Annotated in this window: 17 protein-coding genes; 7 read left to right on the plus strand and 10 right to left on the minus strand. The window is 60.7% G+C overall.

The genetic code is table 11. The features are described 5' to 3' along the window. Positions 1 to 86: 86 nt before the first annotated feature. From DK261_RS06450 to DK261_RS06485, 9 genes are all read right to left on the minus strand, one after another. Positions 87 to 1,469, minus strand: a complete 1,383-nt coding sequence (locus DK261_RS06450) for an efflux transporter outer membrane subunit (RefSeq protein ID WP_009048175.1) — start codon at positions 1,467 to 1,469, stop codon at positions 87 to 89. Continuing rightward, the gene (locus DK261_RS06455; protein WP_110175423.1) at positions 1,462 to 4,644 is read right to left on the minus strand and encodes an efflux RND transporter permease subunit; all 3,183 of its coding nucleotides are present in this window, start codon (positions 4,642 to 4,644) and stop codon (positions 1,462 to 1,464) included. The genes DK261_RS06450 and DK261_RS06455 overlap by 8 nt, the downstream gene beginning before the upstream one ends. After that, entirely contained in the window at positions 4,641 to 5,831 is a 1,191-nt protein-coding gene (locus DK261_RS06460) for an efflux RND transporter periplasmic adaptor subunit (protein ID WP_038631359.1), read from the minus strand. Before DK261_RS06460 ends, DK261_RS06455 begins: the two co-directional genes overlap by 4 nt. Positions 5,832 to 5,932: 101 nt before the next feature. Continuing rightward, positions 5,933 to 6,070, minus strand: coding sequence for a hypothetical protein (locus DK261_RS33145; protein ID WP_016705072.1), 138 nt, complete (start codon positions 6,068 to 6,070; stop codon positions 5,933 to 5,935). Between the two features lie 203 nt (positions 6,071 to 6,273). Next, a complete protein-coding gene (locus DK261_RS06465) occupies positions 6,274 to 7,356 on the minus strand; it encodes a lipocalin-like domain-containing protein (protein ID WP_110175424.1) in 1,083 nt (360 codons plus the stop codon). Then, positions 7,346 to 9,862 (minus strand): FtsX-like permease family protein, encoded by a 2,517-nt coding sequence (locus DK261_RS06470; RefSeq protein ID WP_256597551.1) that lies wholly within the window; start codon positions 9,860 to 9,862, stop codon positions 7,346 to 7,348. Before DK261_RS06470 ends, DK261_RS06465 begins: the two co-directional genes overlap by 11 nt. Then, positions 9,828 to 10,496 carry an ABC transporter ATP-binding protein gene (locus tag DK261_RS06475; RefSeq protein ID WP_110175425.1) on the minus strand — a complete coding sequence of 223 codons (669 nt, stop codon included), beginning with the start codon at positions 10,494 to 10,496 and terminating at the stop codon, positions 9,828 to 9,830. Before DK261_RS06475 ends, DK261_RS06470 begins: the two co-directional genes overlap by 35 nt. 123 nt (positions 10,497 to 10,619) lie before the next feature. After that, positions 10,620 to 11,171 carry an arsinothricin resistance N-acetyltransferase ArsN1 family B gene (locus DK261_RS06480; RefSeq protein ID WP_028682904.1) on the minus strand — a complete coding sequence of 184 codons (552 nt, stop codon included), beginning with the start codon at positions 11,169 to 11,171 and terminating at the stop codon, positions 10,620 to 10,622. A gap of 466 nt (positions 11,172 to 11,637) precedes the next feature. Beyond that, positions 11,638 to 12,291, minus strand: coding sequence for a peroxiredoxin (locus tag DK261_RS06485; RefSeq protein ID WP_110175426.1), 654 nt, complete (start codon positions 12,289 to 12,291; stop codon positions 11,638 to 11,640). 350 nt (positions 12,292 to 12,641) lie between these two features. Between DK261_RS06485 and DK261_RS06490 the strand changes: the two genes are divergently transcribed. The 7 genes from DK261_RS06490 (at position 12,642) to DK261_RS06520 (ending at position 18,537) form a co-directional block, all read left to right on the plus strand. Next, a complete protein-coding gene (locus tag DK261_RS06490; protein WP_110175427.1) occupies positions 12,642 to 13,190 on the plus strand; it encodes a YniB family protein in 549 nt (182 codons plus the stop codon). Positions 13,191 to 13,546: 356 nt separating this feature from the next. Further along, positions 13,547 to 15,331, plus strand: coding sequence for an AAA family ATPase (locus DK261_RS06495; protein ID WP_256597552.1), 1,785 nt, complete (start codon positions 13,547 to 13,549; stop codon positions 15,329 to 15,331). Positions 15,332 to 15,564: 233 nt separating this feature from the next. Beyond that, positions 15,565 to 16,110, plus strand: a complete 546-nt coding sequence (locus tag DK261_RS06500; RefSeq protein WP_110175429.1) for a PAAR domain-containing protein — start codon at positions 15,565 to 15,567, stop codon at positions 16,108 to 16,110. Positions 16,111 to 16,120: 10 nt separating this feature from the next. Next, positions 16,121 to 16,903 carry a hypothetical protein gene (locus tag DK261_RS06505; RefSeq protein WP_110175430.1) on the plus strand — a complete coding sequence of 261 codons (783 nt, stop codon included), beginning with the start codon at positions 16,121 to 16,123 and terminating at the stop codon, positions 16,901 to 16,903. Next, positions 16,888 to 17,244 (plus strand): hypothetical protein, encoded by a 357-nt coding sequence (locus tag DK261_RS06510; RefSeq protein WP_110175431.1) that lies wholly within the window; start codon positions 16,888 to 16,890, stop codon positions 17,242 to 17,244. Before DK261_RS06505 ends, DK261_RS06510 begins: the two co-directional genes overlap by 16 nt. A 400-nt stretch (positions 17,245 to 17,644) precedes the next feature. Continuing rightward, positions 17,645 to 17,926, plus strand: coding sequence for a hypothetical protein (locus DK261_RS06515; RefSeq protein ID WP_106696967.1), 282 nt, complete (start codon positions 17,645 to 17,647; stop codon positions 17,924 to 17,926). 209 nt (positions 17,927 to 18,135) lie between these two features. Continuing rightward, the gene (locus DK261_RS06520; RefSeq protein ID WP_110175432.1) at positions 18,136 to 18,537 is read left to right on the plus strand and encodes a type II toxin-antitoxin system HicB family antitoxin; all 402 of its coding nucleotides are present in this window, start codon (positions 18,136 to 18,138) and stop codon (positions 18,535 to 18,537) included. 555 nt (positions 18,538 to 19,092) lie between these two features. On the opposite strand, the gene DK261_RS33325 is transcribed toward DK261_RS06520, so the two are convergent. After that, positions 19,093 to 19,273: hypothetical protein (locus DK261_RS33325; RefSeq protein ID WP_218278172.1), on the minus strand; the 181-nt coding region annotated here is incomplete at its 5' end.

Raw genomic sequence — 19,273 nt, forward strand, 5'->3', positions numbered from 1 at the left:
CGCGCCTTTCAGGTGCGCGGTGCCGCTTGAGCATAGACGCTGTAAATGCCCATGCCGCCGCGAACCACAGATTCGTTGCTCCCTGTTCAACCACCGAGCGCCCGCACCAGCACAGCCTGGTTCTGCAACTGCGCGGTCTTGATCCGCGACAGCGCGTTCTGTGCCGTGAGTTCGACCCGCTGGGCCTGCAACACATCGAGAAACGGCGCCTCGCCGGCGGCCCAGGAGCGCTGGATCTGCTGCGCCGCCGAACTGGCCTGCGCCGCGGCACTGGCCAGATGCTGCTGGCTCTCGGCATTGCGCCGGGCCGCGGCGAGGGCCGACTCGACTTCCGCCACCGCGCCGAGCACGGTACGGCGATAGCCGAGCAAGGCCTGGCGCCCCTCGGCATCGCGCAGTTCCACCACCGCGCGCCGGCGTCCGCCGTCCAGCAGCGGCACGCTGGCATTGATACCGGCCAGCCAGAAAGTCGAGCTGGCCAGGTTCGCGGCACTGACACCATCGACCAGCGAGCCCAGGGCCGCCGACAGGCTCAGGCGCGGCAGCAGGTCGGCCTTGGCCACCCCGACCCGCGCGTAGGCAGCGATCAGCCGGGCCTCGGCGGCACGGATGTCGGGACGCCGACGCAGCAGGTCGGCCGGGGTGCCGGCAGCCACCAGATCCACCTCGCTCAGTTGCGCCGGGCTGGCGGCGAACTGTTGGTACAGCGCCTCGCTCGGCTGCGCCAGCAACACTGCCAGGCGGTGCAACGAGCGCTGCCACTCCAGTTGCAGGGCCGGCACCTGGGCCGCAGTGGATTCCGACTGGGAACGCGCCCGCAGCAGATCGGCCTGCGGGCTGCTGCCCGCCGCATACAGCTGCTCGGTCAGTTGCAGGGTGCGGCTCTGGCTCTCGGCGTTCTGCCGCACAATGCTCAGGCGCTCTTCCAGCCCCCGCGCCTGGGCATAGGCCTGCACCACCTCAGTGACCAGCGCCACCTTGACCCCACGCGCCTCTTCCGCGCTGGCCTGCAGCTCGGCATCGGCGGCCCGCACGCCTTCGCGAATCCGCCCGAACAGGTCGATCTCCCAGGAGGCATCGAGACCCAGGCTCAGCGGCTCGGTAATCAAGGGGTCGCTGAACCCGGCCTGGTCCGCCGAGATCCGTTGCCGGGCGGCGCTGGCCCCCAGGTTCAGCTCGGGGCTCGCGCCGGCGGCCGCGACGCCGCGCAAGGCACGACTGGCATCGATCCGCGCCAGGGCGATCTGCAGGTCGAGGTTTTCCTCCAGCGCCCGCGCCACCAGGCGGTCGAGCAAGGGGTCGTGGTACAGCGTCCACCATTGCTCGGCAATGCCCGCCGCCGGTATTTGCGGCGCATTGACGAAACGCCCGGCGGGCGCCTCGACAGCCGGTGGCAAGGTCGGCGCGGCGCAGGCCGCAAGCAGCGCCGCGGTAAAGGCCAGGGCGGGAAAACGCAGCAGGTTATTCATGGACCACTCCGGAAGCAGAGACGCTGGATGGGGCCTGCAACCGCCGCTCGCCCCCGGCGAGACGGCGGATCAGGACATAGAAGATCGGGGTGAACAGCAGGCCGAACAGGGTCACGCCGATCATGCCGAAGAACACCGCCGAACCGACCGCCTGGCGCATTTCCGAACCGGCGCCCTCGGACAGCACCAGCGGCAGCACACCGAGGATGAAGGCCAGGGAGGTCATCAGGATCGGTCGCAGGCGCAGGCGACACGCCTCCACCACGGCATCGACGATGCCCTGCCCGTCCTGCTCCTGCTGCCGCGCCACCTCGACGATCAGGATGGCGTTTTTCGCCGCCAGTCCCACCAGCACGATGAAACCGATCTGGGTCAGTATGTTGATGTCCAGGCCCATCAGGCGCACGCCACCGGCGGCGGCCAGCAGGCACATGGGCACGATCAGCAGGATCGCCAGCGGCAGGCTCCAGCTGCCGTACTGCGCGGCCAGCACCAGGTAGACGAAGATCACACAGAGCGGGAATACCAGCAGGCCCATGTTGCCGGCGGTGGTCTGCTGATAGCTCAGGTCGGTCCACTGGTAGGTGATGCCCGGTGGCAGGGTTTGCTCGGCCAGGCGCTCCATGGTTTGCAGGGCGAAGTCGGAGCCCAGCCCGGGCAAGGTGTCGCCGTTGATTTCCGCGGTCGGGAACAGGTTGTAGCGTGGGAAACGCTCGACCCCCAGCGACTCGTGCAACCGCGTGACGCTGGCGATCGGCACCATGTCACCGGCCTCGTTGCGCACCTTGACCCGCGCCAGGTCCTCTGGCGTGACCCGGTACGGCAAGTCTGCCTGGGCCGTCACCCGATAGGTGCGGCCCACCAGGTTGAAGTCGTTGATGTAGGTCGAGCCGAAATAGGTCTCGATGGCCTGATTGATCTGGCTGCTGGGCACCCCGAGCATCTCGGCGCGCTCACGGTCCAGCTCGACGAACACCTGCGGCGTACGGGCCGAGAACGGTGAGTAGACACCGGTCATGCCCTGGGTCGCATTGGCCGCGGCGATCAGTTGCTCGGTGGCCTTGGCCAGGGCCTGGCTGCCCAGGCCGGCACGGTCCTGCAGGCGCATGGAGAAGCCGCCGGTGCTGCCCAGGCCCTGGACTGGAGGCGGCGTGGCGACAATCACCGACGCGCCGCTGACCACTTTCAGGCGCTCACGCAGGTCGGCGGCGATCTTGTCCGAGGTCAGGCCGCGCAGCTTGCGCTTGGACCAGGGCTCGAACACCGGCGCCAGGCCGGACGAGTTGGAAGAGCTGGTACCGGTGACCATGGAGAATCCGGAGAACGTCGGCACCCGATCGACACCCGGCACCTGCAGGGCGATGGCTTCGATCTGCCGGGAAATCTCGTTGGTGCGTTCCAGCGCAGCGCCTTCCGGCAGTTGCACGATCACCACCAGGTAACCGCGGTCCTGGGCCGGAATGAAGCCCTTGGGCGTGGACACCAGCAGGTAAGCCGTGACCGCGATCAATACCGCGTAGATCGCCAGCATCAATGGAGTCCGCGCCACCAGCCCCCGCACGCTGCCGGCATACCCCACCGAAAGCTTGAGGAAGCCGCGGTTGAAACCTTCCGCTGCGCGCGTGAGCAGGCCGGCCACACCGCGCCGTGGCGCCTGATGCGCCTTGGGGTCGTGGCGTCGCAGAATCATTGCCGCCAGCGCCGGCGACAGGGTCACCGAGTTGAACAGCGAGATCGCCGTGGCCACCGCGATGGTGATGCCGAACTGACGGAAGAACTCACCGGAGATCCCCGGAATGAACGCCGTGGGAATGAACACCGCGCAGAGCACCAGGGTGATCGCCACCAGCGCGCCACCCATTTCCTGCATGGTGATCAGCGTGGCCTGCAACGGGCTCTTGCCTTCGGCCAGATGGCGCTCGACGTTTTCCACCACGACGATGGCGTTGTCGACCACGATGCCCACCGCCAGCACCAGGCCGAACAGGGTCAGGTTGTTGATCGAGTAACCGAGCATGGCCATGACCGCGAAGGTCCCCACCAGCGACACCGGAATCGCCAGGATCGGGATGATCGACGGACGCCAGCCTTGCAGGAATACCAGGATCACCAGCACTACCAGGATCACCGCCTCGTAGATGGTCTTGCCCAGCTCGCCGATGCTGTCGGCGATGAACGCGGTGGGGTTGTAGCCAATGCTGTATTCGATGCCTTCGGGGAATTCCTTGCTCAGGTCCTGCATGGTCTGCTCGACCACCTTCATGGTGGCCAGGGCATTGGCGCCGGGACGTTGCAGCACCTGCAAGCCGATGGCCGGATGGCGCAGGTAATAGGTGTTGTTGACGTAGGCCAGGCCGGCGATTTCGGTGCGCGCCACATCCTTCAGGCGCACCAGGCGCCCGGCGCTGCCGGACTTGATGACGATGTTGTCGAAGTCCGCTGGCTCTTTCAGGCGGCCTTCGAAAATCAGGTTGGGCTGGAAGGCCTGGGACGCCACCGGCGGTTGCGCGATCACCCCGCCCGCCACCTGGGTGTTCTGCGCGCGCACCGCGGCAATGATGTCCGCCGGCGTCAGATTGAAGGACGCCACGCGCTCCGGGTCGAGCCAGATGCGCATGGAGTATTCACGGGCGCCCAGCGGATTGATGTCACCCACACCGTCGATGCGCTTGAGGGTATCGGCGACGGTCCGGATAGCGAAGTTGGAAACGTAGAGCTGGTCGTAGGTGCCCTTGGGCGAGGAAATGAAGATGGTCGACAGCTGGGTCGGCGACGACTTGCGCACCGACACGCCGCTGCGCTGTACCGGCTCCGGCAGGCGTGGCGTGGCCAGGGCCACGCGGTTCTGCACCAGCACCTGGGCCTTGTCGACATCGGTGCCGCTCTTGAACGTCACGGTCAGGTTGAGGCTGCCATCGGAGGTCGCCTGGCTGTACATGTAGAGCATGTCCTCGACGCCGTTGACCTCCTGTTCGAGGGGGATCGCCAGGGTCTCGGCCACGGTCTGCGCCGACGCGCCCGGGTAGGTCGCCTGCACCACCACGGTGGGCGGCGCGATGTCCGGGTACTCGGACGTCGGCAGGATCAGGTAGGCCAGGCCGCCGACGATCATCAGCACGATGGACAGCACGATCGCCAGCACCGGCTGTTCGACGGAGATTTTCCCCAGGTTCATAGCGGCGCTCCTTCGCTGGCCGGGGCCTTCGGCGCCAGCGCCAGGGCCTGCTCGCTGGCGGTCGCGGTCTCGCCGACGCGCACCCGCTGGATGCCGTCGACGATTACCCGGTCCTCGGGCAGCAGGCCGCTGGCGACTTCGCGCAGGCCGTCATGCAGCTTGCCCAGTTGTACCGGACGCAGTTCCACCTGGTTCTGCGCATTGAGCACATAGACCACCTTGCGCGTGGCATCGACGCTGATCGCCGTGTCCGGCAGCAACAGCGCCTGATAACTCGGGCGCCCGGAGAACTGCACACGCCCGAACTGCCCCGGGCTCAGGCGCAAATCCGGGTTGGCCACCCGGGCGCGCTGGCGCAGGGTGCCGGTGGACGGGTCGAGGCGGTTGTCGATGAAGTCCATGCGCCCGCTCAGGGTCGGCTCGCTCTGCCCCGGCAGGGCGATGCGCACCGGGTTCTGGCCCGCGGCGCCCTGCTCCTGGCGGCGGTACTTGAGGTAGCTCTGCTCATCGATATCGAAGTAGATGTCGATGGGGTCCAGGGACACGATGGTGGTCAGCAGGGTCGCATTGTTGTTGCCGCCGTTGACCAGGTTGCCTTCGCTGATCAGCTTGCGGCTGATCCGCCCGCTCATGGGCGCGGTGATGCGCGTGAACTCCAGGTCGAGCCGGGCATTGCTCAAGGCGCCTTCGGCGCTCAGGACTTCGGCCTGGGCCGCCTGCCGCGCCTGCAAGCGTTGGTCATACAGGCTGCGGGCAATGGTCTTCGATTCGATCAGCACCTTGGCCCGGGCATACTCCTGCTCGGCCAGGGCCAGCTGCGAACGTACCTGGGCCAGCTTGCCCTGGGCCTGGACCACCGCGGCCTGGAAGGAGCGCGAATCGATGACGAACAGCAGGTCGCCCTTCTTGACGATGGCGCCGTCGGTGAAGGCGACCTTTTCCAGGTAGCCGCTGACCCGCGAACGCACTTCCACCGAATCGGTCGCCTCGAAACGTCCGGTGAAACTGTCCCAATCGATGATCTGCCGGCTCACCGGCTGGCTCACCGAAACCGTCGGCGGCGCAGGCGGGGCCAGTACCTGATCCGGACCGCAGCCGGACAACGCCGACAGCAGCGCCAGGCTGACGGCCGACAACGCGGCAAACTTCATGGGTTTGGATTTCATCGCAGATAATCCTGGTTTCATAACTTTCTCCGGGGTTGGCGAACAACTTTGCAACCCAGTTTTCAGCCACACAAAAGAGTCGGCCGCCTACTTTCCAGCAGCGGCCGCTTGAACTTGAAACTTCAGTTTTGCGTCGAGCCCGCGCTCAGTGCGCGGTTTCTTTCGACAAAGGCGCCGGACTCCTCGGCCTGCACGCCGACCACGGAAGACAAGGCCAGCAAGGTAAGGAACAGGGCTGCGGATTTTTTCAGGCTGAACATGACGGAGAACCTCAGTGATATTTAAGTTGAGCGAATTCTCCGTCTTTGAGAAAAAAGATAAATGCTGCGCAGGGGAAAAGAATATTGAGTCGAAATCATGAATCGACACTTTATTAGTTCAACAAAAAACCACTCACAGTTTGACGCGAGAGATAAATGAATATTGGGTAAATAACTAATGACTGGTACTCACGAATACCTCGTTAATAACCGGTCATCTCCAGGTAACCGCTGCCGGAATGGCTGCCGCTCAACTGCACCGGGCCTTCCCAATAAGGAATGCGCAGGTTCATCCAGGCCTTGGGGTTGAGTGCCTCGGCATTGATATCCAGGCCGTGGCCAGGAATGCGCAGACGCCAGCGGGTGGGCAGCGTGCGCCCGGCCACCTTGGAGTCCGCCAGCGGGGTGAGCTGGATATCGTCCTTGTGCAGGGTCCGGGCGTGGCCGTTGGGCTCGATCCAGGTGCCGGTGATGTAGGGCGGCTTGTGGTTTTCCCGCACGCGAAACAGCATCAGCCGCTCGCCGCTGTCCAGGTGCAGGGAGAACCAGTCCCAGCCGCTCTGCCCGGCCGCCAGGGGCTGGCTGCTCCATTCGCGGTCGAGCCAGGCCGGGCCGCTGACCTCATAGGTCTGGCCGTCGATCTGCAGGCTGCCGGTGGCCTGGAAAAACGGCTGGCTGTAGTAATAGGAGGCCTGGCCCCGCTCGGACTTGCGGCTGTAGCCGCCCTCGCCCTGAAGCACCAGGGGCTTATCGCTGCGCAACTGCAAGCGGTAGGCGAAACCCGGGCCACTGGCCTGCAATTGCATATGGGCCAGCGGGTCAGGATCGGCGTCGACGGACTGGCTGGTAAAACTCCAGTCGTCGATCCAGGCCTTGAACGGCTGCACCGTCACCCCGGCCTGCCCCACTCCGCCGCGGGCATAACGTTCGGCGGCGTGATGGCTGTTGGCCGAGGTGGCGGCGGCGTGACCGAGCCAGACATTGGGTGCCTGCCAGCCGGGCTGGTCGGGCTCGGCGCGCAAGGCACTGCGAAACAGCGTCCACTGCACGCCGAAGCGCTGGCCGTCGCCGGCCTTGAGGTCGGCGGTGAGGTACCACCACTCAATGCGAAAACCGTCATGCACACCATGGTCCGCCGGAAAGCTGAACACCCGCCCCGGCACCACCTGGGTGAACGCCGCGGCGTCCTCGCCCAGGCCGGCGAAACCTTGCGCCGGCTCGGCGCCTTTATCGCAACCGCACAGGGCTGCCACCAGCAACAGGCCAAGCAGCCGTTCAATCTTCATGGGCGAAAGTCCTGAGCAGATCCGCCGGCTGGCTGCGATACAACCGCAGCAACGGCCAGGCCGATGCAAGCAAGGTAGCCAATACCGCCAGGGCCAGCAGTTGCACCAGTTGCAGCGGGAACACCCGCAACGGCAGGCGCCAGCCGAAGGCCTGGACGTTGATCACCGTGTCCAGGCACCAGGCCAGGGCGATGCCCAGCGGCAGCGCCAGGAGCAAGGTCAGCAGCGCCAGCAGCCAGGTCTGCCCGAGGTTGAGCAGCATCAGCTGGCGCCGGCTCACCCCCAGCGCCCACAGCGGCGCGAGCTGGCCGAGGCGGCTCTGGCTCTGGGTCAGCAGGCTGATAAACAGCGCCACGCCGGCCACCCCCAGGGTCAGGCTGTTGAGCGCGGCGGTGGCGGCGAAGGTGCGTTCGAATATCTGGCTCGACCAGCCCTTGAGCTGCGCCTGTTCGACGATGCGGCTGTCGTCGAGGCCAAAGCGCTGCTGCAAGGCGCTTACCAGCGGCGCCACGGCGGACGGTTCGAGGCGCAGATTAAAGCGGTTGGGCGTCAGCTGCGGCCAGTGCGCCAGCAGGTGCTCGGCATTCACCAGCAGATGGCCCCTGGGGTTGCCGTAGTCGGCGTAGATCGCCACCACTTGCGGCGCCCACTGCCCCACCGGCACGGGAATCTCCAGCCGATCGCCCAGGCGCACCTTGAGCCGGCGCGCGGTCTGTTCGCTGAGCATCAGCGTGTCGGCGCTGGCCAGTTGGGTCCAGGGCTGCTCGCCCAGGGCTTCGAGCAAGGGCCAGTGCTGGCGGTAGCTGGCATGGTCGATCACCCCGTACAAGTCCGCCGGCCAGCCTTGCAGTTGCAGCGCCACCTGCCGGACGGGCAGTACCGCGGCAATGGCAGGTTGTTCCGGCAACCAGCCTTGCAGTTCCTGTGCCTGCGCCGGGGTCTGCGGATTGATGTACAGCTCGGCGCTCAGGCGCTGGTCGAGCCAGTCGGTGAAGGTCTGGCGAAAGCCGGCGGTCATGCTGCCGGCGCCGATATTCGCAGCCAGGGCCAGCAGCAGCGCCATCAACGCCAGGCTCAGGGCCGGCAACTGCTGCCGGCAATCGGCGAGGAACCACTGCCCGAGCACCGAGCGGCTGCGCCCGAGCAGTGCGCTGAGCAATGCATTGAGCAGCACCGGCAGCCCCAGGGCCGCCCCCAATAGCAAGCCCGCCATCAGGACAAAACCGCTGCCCAGGCTGTCGCCCCAGATCCAGGCCGCGCCAGCCAGCGCCGCCAGGGCCGTCGCCACCCAGGCCTGACGCCGCAACCAGCGCGCATAAGCCTGGTGCCAGGCCTGGGGATCGGCCAGCGCCAGCAGCGGTAGGCGCGCCGCCCGCAGCAGACTGTTGGCCCCCGCCAGCAAGGCGCCGAGCAGGCTCAGGCCAATGCCGCCGAACCACCACCAGGGGCTCAGGCTCAACTGCCCCGCCACCTCGGCGCCATACAGGCCGCGCAGGCTGGCGGCGACATCCGGCAACAGCACGCTGGCCAGCAGGTAGCCGCTGAGCACCCCGGCCAGGCCGCCGAGCAAGGCCAGGCCGCCCAGTTCGACACAGAGGCAGGCAATCAGCATCCGCGCGCTGACTCCGCAGGCGCGCAGGGTGCGCAGCAGGCCGCGCCGCTGCTCCAGGGCCAGGCCGATGGCCGCGTGCACGATAAACAGGCCGACCAGGAACGACAGGAAACCCAGGGCATCGAGGTTCAGGTGAAAGCTCTCGGTCAGGCGCGCCAGATCGTTTTCCTCACTGCCGCGCTTGAGCACCAGCAGGCCCTTGAATGCATCGGGCAAGGCCGGCGCGCTGGCGGCGAAATCCGCCGGCAACAGCAGCCGTGAGAGCTGCTGCGGCAAGCCCAGCAGCGGCTGGGCAAAACCGATGTCCACCAGCAGCAACCCCGGGGCCATGTCCGCCTGGCTGTGCAGCGGCGGCAGTGGCTGGCCGCTCGCGGTGGTCGGCCGATCGCCTTCGCGATAACCAAGGGCTTGCAGGGTCTGCGGGGCGATCCAGGTGCTGCCCGGCGGGCTGACGAATTCGACCATTTGCGCGGAATCCAGCACCTGGCCGGCGACCACCGAACCAGCCGGCAACGACAGCGGCTCGATCCCCAGCAATTGCAGGCGCTGCTGCTCATGGCCCTTGAGCGTCAGCCGGCCTTGCACCACCGGCGACACCGGCCAGCCGGCCCGGCGCAGGCCGACGAACGCCTCCTGGGAAAACGGCGCGCCATTGGTCGTGGCCAGGCTGGACTGGGGCGCGCCGCCGATCAACTGGCTGGCCTTGGCGTAACTGTCCCGCGCCTGACTGTTGAGCGCCTGCACCCCGGTCAACAGGCTGGTGGCCAGCCACAGCCCGGTCAGCACACTGAAAAACTGCACCGGGTGCCGCCGCCAATGGCTGAGCAGCGCCCGCAGGCTGTGCCAGAAAACCCGCACCTCAGTGCTCGCCCGCGCCGGCCAGACGCCCGCCATGCAGCAGCGCGATCCGCCCCAGGCGACTGGCCACGCGCTGGCTGTGGGTGACCATCAACAGGCTGGTGGGGGTATCGACCAATAGCTCCAGCAACAGCTGCAGCACGTCGTCGCTGGTGGCTTCGTCGAGGCTGCCGGTGGGTTCGTCGGCCAACAGCAGCCGCGGTTTGCCGGCCAGGGCGCGGCCCAGGGCCACCCGCTGTTGCTGGCCGCCAGACAGTTGCTCCGGGTAGCGCCGCAACAGCCCCCCCAGGCCCAGGCGCTCCACCAGTTGCGCCTGCCAGCGTTCATCGAAACGCCCGGCCAGCCGCGCCTGGAACCCCAGGTTGTCCTCCACCCGCAGGCTGCCGATCAGGTTGAACTGCTGGAACACCAGCCCGACCTCGGTCCGCCGCCAGTTGGCCAGCTGGTTTTCGTTCATCCGCTCCAACTGCTGGTCGCCAATGCGGATGCTGCCGCGATCGACCTTGTCCAGGCCGGCGATCAAATGCAGCAAGGTGCTCTTGCCACTGCCCGACTCGCCCATCAGCGCCAGGCTGCCGCCCTGCTCCAGCTGCAGGTCGACCCCCTGCAACACCGTCAACGGGCCCTGGGGCGTGGCGTAGCTTTTGCAGACGGCTTGTACATCGAGCATGGGCGGGCTCTGGCAGCGGAAGGAAGGCTCAAGGATAGCGCTTGTCAGAACATGAGGGTTTGCGGTGCATCACTATGGCCTCTCAGCCCGCGCGCCCCGCTCGCGGGCTGACTTCATCCAGACCTACAGCTCCACGTATCCTCTCGCCTCGCTGAACGCGACGATTTCTCTCGGCGGCGTCACGGTATTCAGCGGCTTGCGCCAGTAACCAACACCATGCCATTGCCCATGCTTGAAGCCCACTTCGGGATAGGTGCCGATATGGGTGAAGCCCAGTGCTTCATGAAGACCAACACTGGCGGCGTTGGGCTGGGCAATGCCGGCGTAAGCGGCATGGAAGCCTTGTTGCTCGAGGATCGGCAGGAGCCGCTGGTAGAGTGCGCGGCCAATGCCACGGCGGTGTGCCGCGGGGTCGATATAGACCGTGACATCCACCGACCAGCGATAAGCCTCCCTGGCGCGATGCTGACTGGCATAGGCATAACCAACGACCGCGCCGTCCAACTCCGCTACCAGGTAGGGATAAGTCGCCAGTGTCGCCTCGATCCGCCCCGCCATTTCCTCGATCGTTGGCGGGATGAGCTCGAACGAGATGACCGTATCCGACACCATAGGCGCGTAGATTGCCTGAATGGCCGGAGCATCGGCCGGCGTTGCTATCCTGATCTTGCCCATCCTGTTTTCTCCTTGCCATTGCTCGTCATATGCCGTGTGAGCTGGCGAATCTTATCGGTTTCAAGTCCGATGCAGAGCATGGGGGCGGACAATCCAAAGCGACTTGCCTTGCACGGACCCAGGACGACGGCGTGATAGAGATCAGCAGTCGCCAGGACTCGGCCGAGCTTACTGCACCGGCCAAGCATTCATCGGCAACAAATTCTGTGCATGGTTCACGCCAATACGCCGGTAGCGTTCATCGAGCATCAGCGTCAACAGATCCAGCCGCGCCCAGGGTTCGACCTGCGCCCAGCGGTATTGATTCGGACTGTTCGAACCGCGGATGGGCAGTGGCTGCCCATCCTGGCTAAAAGCGACCCCATGGAAGTGACTGCGGCGCCGCGGCGGTCTGCCGGGTGAACCCTGTCCGGCGTAGCGTCGTTCCCGCAGGCCTGCTCCGCGAGCGAGCCCTTGTCGGTGGGCGTTACTTCGGTTGCTCCACGACCCGCAGATAGGGTTTCAGCGTCTTGAAGCCTTGCGGGTATTTCCTCCTGGCGTCCTCGTCGGATACCGAGGTGGGAATGATCACATCCTCGCCCGGGCGCCAGTTCACCGGGGTGGCGACGGTGTGCTTGGCATTCAGTTGCAGGGAATCGAGCAGGCGCAGCACCTCATCGAAATTGCGCCCGGCGCTCATCGGGTAGATCAGCATGGCCTTGACCTTCTTGTCCGGGCCGATGATGAACACTGAACGCACGGTGGCGTTGTCCACGGCGGTGCGCGCGCCGCCACTGGCATTGGGGTGGATCATGTCGTAGAGCTTGGCCACCACCAGGTTTTCGTCGCCGATCATCGGGTAGTTGACCGCATGCCCCTGGGTTTCCTGGATGTCGCCGACCCAGGCCTTATGGTCGCTGACCGGGTCGATACTGAGCCCGACAATCTTGGTGTTGCGTTTGTCGAACTCCGGCTTGAGCCTGGCCATATAACCGAGCTCAGTGGTGCACACCGGGGTGAAGTCCTTCGGATGGGAAAACAGGATCGCCCACTTATCGCCGATCCACTCATGGAAGTGCAGCGGACCTTCGGTGGTGTCGGCAGTGAAATCGGGTGCTTCGTCGCCAATGCGGATTGCCATGGTTGGTCTCCTTGCAGTGACTGGGAGGGGTAGTTGTCAGGGAACTGACGGCTGTTGCGGTGGCGTTCGGGTACGGCGTGAACCTGTCGGCGCGAATCAGTATAGGAGACGCACCAGGGCCGGGTGAGCGCAGACAAAAAAGCCCGGCAGTGCCGGGCTTTGGTCTCGGGTCCGCCTTCAGAAGCGGTAGTTGGCGCTCAGCTCCAGAGGCCGAGGTGCCGGTAACGTTCGTCGCAGACGTGCCGGCTGAAACCTTCGAGGCCCCAACCCATGAACCAGCACCGCCCCTATCGACCTGGGGTGACGAACTATTAGTATTGCGCCCCTTTTCTTCATCGCAGGACGCAAAGATGAATTACACCCAGGCCCAACTGAAATACCGGCTGTCCATCGCCGCAGGCGCATTGCTATTTACCGGCGCCTTGATCTCCACCGTGTTTTCCACCCTGAAAATGCTCCACTGGCGCATGAACAGCTACAGCGACGCCGCGGCGCTCCTCAACCGCCAGATCAAGGACTTTGTGTCCATGGTCCACAACAACACCCAGCCCCTGGAGTGGTTCTGGGACAACAGCCCGACCCCCGACTTCATCCACCTGAGCACCCCGCCCCACTGGAAATTCCTGGTGATCTACCTGCTGATCTTCATCGGCGCGGCACTGTTCACCTGGGGCCGGACCCTGATGCGCAAAGTCGAAGAAGTCGAACCCCTGATCCAGGCTCGACTCAATGCGCCAGCAGCAGAAGGCGTTATGGTCATGACGTTGCAGCAACTGGAGGAGTCGACTCCGGTGGACGCCGTGCCTTCGTTCTTTTCGCAGGTTCGACTGCTTTGTGTGCTGCCGTTGGGGATAGGGGTGGTTTATCTTGGGGTGCTGTGGATGTTGCACATTTTATAAGCCCGGAGGTGGATTGAGCTCTTTGTGATGTTCATGGGTTGCGCCAAATCACGGTGGCCTTTTCAGAGCGCGTCTAATGTATGAAGTCGCCATGGGAGCCAAAACACAAAATGGTCCACATGCGGTAATGATCATAATCGGCAGCAAATGGCCAGAAGCGGTCATCGAATGTCTACGAATTCAGAGGCGATTCACTGATTGAATTTAAACAATATTAAAATTGCCGAATTATTTACAACTTGCTTCTCCATGAAGACGTTTCAATCTGGAGAGGCTTTATTAATTTCTTCTACGAGTAATTATGGATGCCTATAAATAAAATTTGGTCGAGCGACCTCAAAGGATATAACACGGATATGGCTGATGAGAAACACCTTAGACTTCAAAAGCTAAACCTTCTTATTGGCCCGAACAATAGTGGTAAAAGCAGGCTTCTCCGATCGCTATTTTCAACCCCCGTGAAAAACTTAAAGGTCGGGCTCGGAGGCGACTTTCAAGATGCTTGTCATCAGCTTGGCGATATCTTCAAAATCATTTCAGGTCGCGATTCTATAATCGGATTGAATTGCAAGGAACTCATGGAGATTTATTCTGGAAAATGCAAAAGCATAGAAGAAATAAAATCCATCATTGAAAACTTGTCAAAAATATTAAGTGATGCCGCCAACCCTAACTTGACCTATTCCAGCGATAGAGATTTGAGCGCATTCTATGAAATCCGAGGGATAATTCGGACACACTTCCCTGCCAACGAACTTAATCACATCACAAGATTGAGCAGTGGAACTGCGGACTTAAAAAGACATTACATTCCTATACTTCGAGGAATGAGACCATTGGGGGATAGTTCTGACCTTTATCTTGAGCGCACCTTTAAGGACTATTTCCCAAGACTACAAAAAGACTCCTTAAAAATTGTAACAGGCTTCGACTTGTACAATTTATTGGCGCGTTTTTTGTTGGGACAACCCGAAGAGCGTGAACGAATTAGAGAGTACGAACGAATATTAGGAAATGAGTTTTTTGGCGGAAGGGAAATAACGTTAATCCCTCAGTACGGCAAAGACACCGTTGCAGTTAAAATTGGGACTGATGATCAATTCTCTATATATGATTTAGGTGACGGTCTCCAACAAGTAATCATTATCACCTCCGCCGCATACCTAGAGCAAAATCCATCTGTGTTTTTTATTGAGGAGCCAGAGGCATGCCTGCATCCAGGCCTCTTGAGGAAGCTGGCACTTTTTTTACTTAATCATACAAGCCATCAATACTTGGCTACGACCCATTCAAATCATTTGCTTGACCTTGCTGAAAACATTAAAGATGTTGTGGTTCATAGGGTCTCCAAGAGTGATGGTGAAGATCGTCCAGAGTTTCAGATTCAAGAGTGTACGAGGGATAGAGAACTATTAGCAGAGCTTGGCGTGCTCGCTTCCTCGGTTTATCTAGCCAATTCTACTATTTGGGTTGAAGGTATAACTGATCGGCTTTATCTGAAAGTATTTATGAAGAAGTATTTGGAAGATCTGAGCGATTCGGTTTTCAAGGTGACACTTGAGGGATTATTAGAGAACTTCCATTATGCGTTCGTTGAGTATCAAGGTGGCACACTTGGTCATTGGGCTTTTGACGATGGAGATGCCACGGACAGGTTAAACGCCTCAAGGCTTTGCGCAGCCGCTTTTCTTATTGCTGATGGAGATATTTTAGGCAAAGGTGATCGGTCCGAAACATTGAACAACGAACTGAAAGAGCGATTTCACTTACTACCAAGCAAGGAGATTGAGAATTTGCTGCCAACAAATATTATAGAAGAAGCTGCCAGAAGAATATTTCATCGAAAAAAAGCCAAGACTACTATTGGACTGGAAGCTTCCGACATAAAAAAAATATTAAATAGAGCTGTATCGGCGCCTGACCATGGTATCGGCTATCACTTAGATAGATGCCTTGGCTTGAAGGGCAAGGGAAAATCCACTCGACGTATTTTTGCAGATGAAAGTGGAACTATAAACGAGAAGGTTAAATTCTGCCGAGAGGCTATTGAGGTGATGAATGCAATAGACTGGACATTACCTGATACAGCTAGAGAATTATGCACAAAAATATATGCTCATATTATGAAATTTAATCATTAGTTTCTTTATATCTTACTGAATCGCCTCCGGCTTCTTAAACGCATCCGACCGGTTATTTTGGACGCAAGAAACCCTCAAGCCTAACAACCACTATTGGCCCAAAGCGAACTCGTAATTTTTAAAAACGGAGCATTTTGTGCGTTTCTGTTTCTAGCATCCTATACAGGGTTACTAACTGGGCGTGGCATTCGTGATAGGTTGTGACGCTCACGAGTTTTTGACAGGAGGTCATCATGGCTAAACCAGCGGCGCGTAAGAGCGACCCATCTAGTTGCCCTATGCCAGGGCACGGTACCAACCCTATCGCGACAGGCTCTTCTGATGTGCTTTTCGATGGCCTACCCGCTGCACGCCAGGACGACACTTGTACTTGTGGCAGTGCGTTGTCGTCGGGTCTGTCTTCAACCGTCTTCATAAACGGCAAAAATGCCGCCACCATCGATACGGGGGGAACCCATGGCAGCATCGTCATCGGTGGATCGAGTACGGTAATCATTGGTGATACCCATGCACCCTGCGAATTCATTTCTCCTGAGCTTTTAGCCGGCCATGCAAGATGGATCGGCTTCAGAATTCCTGCTGACGAAAGCTATGAGGGCTTATCGTGCACCGCTCATTTTGACGATGGCTCATCACTCCCTGGCGTGTTTAATAAAGAAAATACCGTGAAGTTTTCGAACCCATCGGGCAAGACGTGCTTGATGCTCAAGTTCGAAGATGAAGCGCCTGCTGAGGCCCCCTCTCTCACTGAGAGCTTATTGAACAAAATTCTAGGATAAGGAACATCCTGTGACAGAACCGTACATCGTCACTGGCAGCTATATTGTTCAGCGCGAGCATGCTTTAAAAGACTCTCCACTCGATAGGGCCTTAGAGCTGATGGAGGGCGCTGCGCTGAGATTTTCTTTGGATGCTATCTCTGATGAAAAAATCAGGGCTAGCTATCTCAGGAATATCAAACGCATGTCTCAGCAAACAATGGAGGACGTGAAAGCAGGAAAAATTACGGCGCAAGAAGGTGTAGCGTTCAGCCATGAAATGCGAAACAAAATTTTGATAGAACATCGTAAGTGGACTTCTGCGCAGGGCCTGGCGGTCGTTCAAAGGAAGAAAAAAGACGGTAGGACACTAAAATGGCTTTTGGATCGTTACTCCAACGATCTCTTCAAAAAGAGCTATGAAAACCTTTCAGCCGCAGAGCAAAAGAAGGTTCATTACACCATTTTGGAAGCCGCCGGCCGGGATGATGCCAAGTTTACGAAAGGCACTAAAAAAATGCTGATCATGGGCAAACTCGGCGTTCTCGTGACCGCTGCGCTGGCGACTTATCAAATCCTGAATGCTGAGAACAAACCAAAAGAAACGGCCCGACAAGGCATCCTCGTCGGAGGAGGTGCGTTAGGCGGCGTACTAGCTGGGATGGGCGTCAGTGCGTTGTGTGGCCCTGGAGCTCCGATCTGTGCAATTGCGGTCATCTTGGCGGGATCAGTGGCTGGTAGCGTCGCAGGCGGCGTGGTCGCGGACTCGCTTGATGAGGAACTGGAGGAGTTTTCGCATTGGGACATTTTCTGACCGAGCCACAACTGACAGAAGTCAGAACCGCACTGTCTGAGCCATTCAACTATTTTCCGACCGATTACGACTACATCGCGCGACAGGTCAAAGGCGTCGATCCTGACGTACTCTACGAAATCTTTTATTCAGAAGTGGCGCCCGTGTGCTTCTCCAACCTTGCAGCAGTCTTGCCCTCTGTCTGGACAGGCTTTGACCCCGACTGGCTCAGAGCCAGGATCGAGGAAAGGCTGGAAGCGCGGAAGCGTAATTGGTTACGCAGGCAGTTTGATAAGGTGCTGGTTCTATGGCTGAAATACAACTACGACTACATGTGGAAGGAAATTGCTTGCAGGCTTTGAGGTTCGGTTATGAACTGACATTAGCGCATGATCGACAACAGAAATAAAAAAGGGTCGCAGCAACAGAGGGGCGTCAAGTCAATGTAATTACGCCCCACCACCGTCGCCGCTAACGCTCCGACACAACCACTCAAACATCTCAGCCAGCGTGCAGTTGCAGCGCTTAAGCTCCGCTCCTATAGTTCGGCGTCGCAGCCAAATTCGCGAACGACCTTGGCCGGTCGAATTACAACGCAGTATCAGCACTCACAACACCTTTGCAGTCACCTATCTGGTGCTCGCGACAGGATGTTATGACAGCTGTACGCGGTGGTTCTCCGGTCGTCATATACGCGTACAGCTGTCATTTCCCTCATCGTCGGCAACACAGGTGATTGCTCCCTACACAGGAGCTGCACCGATGATTGACCAGCCACTCTCGCGCTTCACCCCCGTCGATACCCACGACGCCGATCAAGCGGTTTTCTACCTCGATACTCAAGCACCTTTAAGCGATCTGGCCAGCAGTGCGGCCCATCGCTTCACCGTGGTGCGCGACCTGATGGACAGCCTGTCCACGCTGAACCTGAAAGACATTTCCGACTGCGATCTGGCGCGGGTGACCCGAGGCGTGCATCTGCTGACCCGGGAAGGGTGTGCGGTGTTGGAGGTGATTCAGTGGCGCACGGCGCAGGAGCCCTGAGCGCTATTGAGCCTGGGAGGCTGTTTGTAGCCGCTGCCGAAGGCTGCGATCGGCTGCGTAGCAGACGCAAACCCTGCCTCCCGGCTTTACCTGCTACACCGCGTCGTCAGGTTTGGCGTGCGATCTGCGCCCGATCGCAGCCTTCGGCAGCGGCTACAGGAAGCGTTCAGGCCGCTGACTCAGCCTTCGCACCTTTTGAGGAGATCCCCGTGCAATATCCCATCTGCATCGAGTGGGGCGACGAGCACACTGCTACCGGCATCCAGATTCCTGACATTCCTGGCGCGGTCACCGCCGGCGACACCTTCGAGGCCGCGTACAGCGCCGCCATCGAGATCGCCCACGTCATGCTCGAAGAACTGGCCCGTGAGGGACAAGCCATTCCCCTGCCCTCGCCCACCGGCACACACCGCACCAACCCCGACTTCGAGGGGATGGGCTGGGGCATGCTGGATATCGATATCACGCCTTACCTGGGCAAAACCGAGAAGGTCAATGTGACCCTGCCGGGTTACGTGATTCAACGAATCGACCGTTTTGTTCGGGAGCACAACATCAAGAGCCGGTCGTCTTTTTTGGCGGATGCGGCAATGGAAAAGCTGGGGCGTTAAGAACCGAGAAGCCCCCCTACGCACAACCCCGGACGCGAGGCCGACCGGCAGGCCGCCCCGCGTTGCTTTGGCTTTTGATCTGAACGCTATGGTCCGAGATCAAAAAAATTTCGCCGAAACGGCTTGAGTTTCGACACGGTTGCTCGTTCCGGTGGGGCGGGTAGATCAAAATGCGCGCCCTGCCAGTCGGCGCTAAACCTGTAGCCGCTGCCGAGCCCTGGCGAGGCTGCGATAGGACCGAAGGTCCTCCAGCGGTCTCAAGATCCTGCGCCCGCTTCGCGGTCGATCGCAGCCTCGCTAGGGCTCGGCAGCGGCTACAGAGACTGCATTCTCAGCCAGGCCGGCCGGCAGGCCGCCTCGCGTTGCTTTTGATCTGAACGCCCCGTTAACCACGATGGCCGAACGCAGGTATTGAGCCGTGGGTAACCCGGCAGGGATGCCGGGTTAGCCGCCCCAGGCCATGGATGGCCTGTGGCGGCGGCCCGCGGATCAATGCCGGAGTGAGGGTATGCCGAGCCTAGGCGAGGCACCGAGTGGTGGGGCAAAGCATTTTGGTTACTTTGGACTGGGCCGGCTTCCGGATCTTCCAAAGTGACCCGCCGTAAGGGCCATCCCTTTCAAGGTCTTGGGTAAAATCCGCTGAAATTCAGTCAGGAAGACCCGAACGATGTGGGCCGATGTACTAGCGCGATTCGAGAAAAAAGCACCTGCCAGCGTGATGGCCAAACTTGCCTTG

Source organism: Pseudomonas sp. RW409, from assembly GCF_003184125.1.
Lineage (GTDB): Bacteria > Pseudomonadota > Gammaproteobacteria > Pseudomonadales > Pseudomonadaceae > Aquipseudomonas > Aquipseudomonas chlororaphis_I.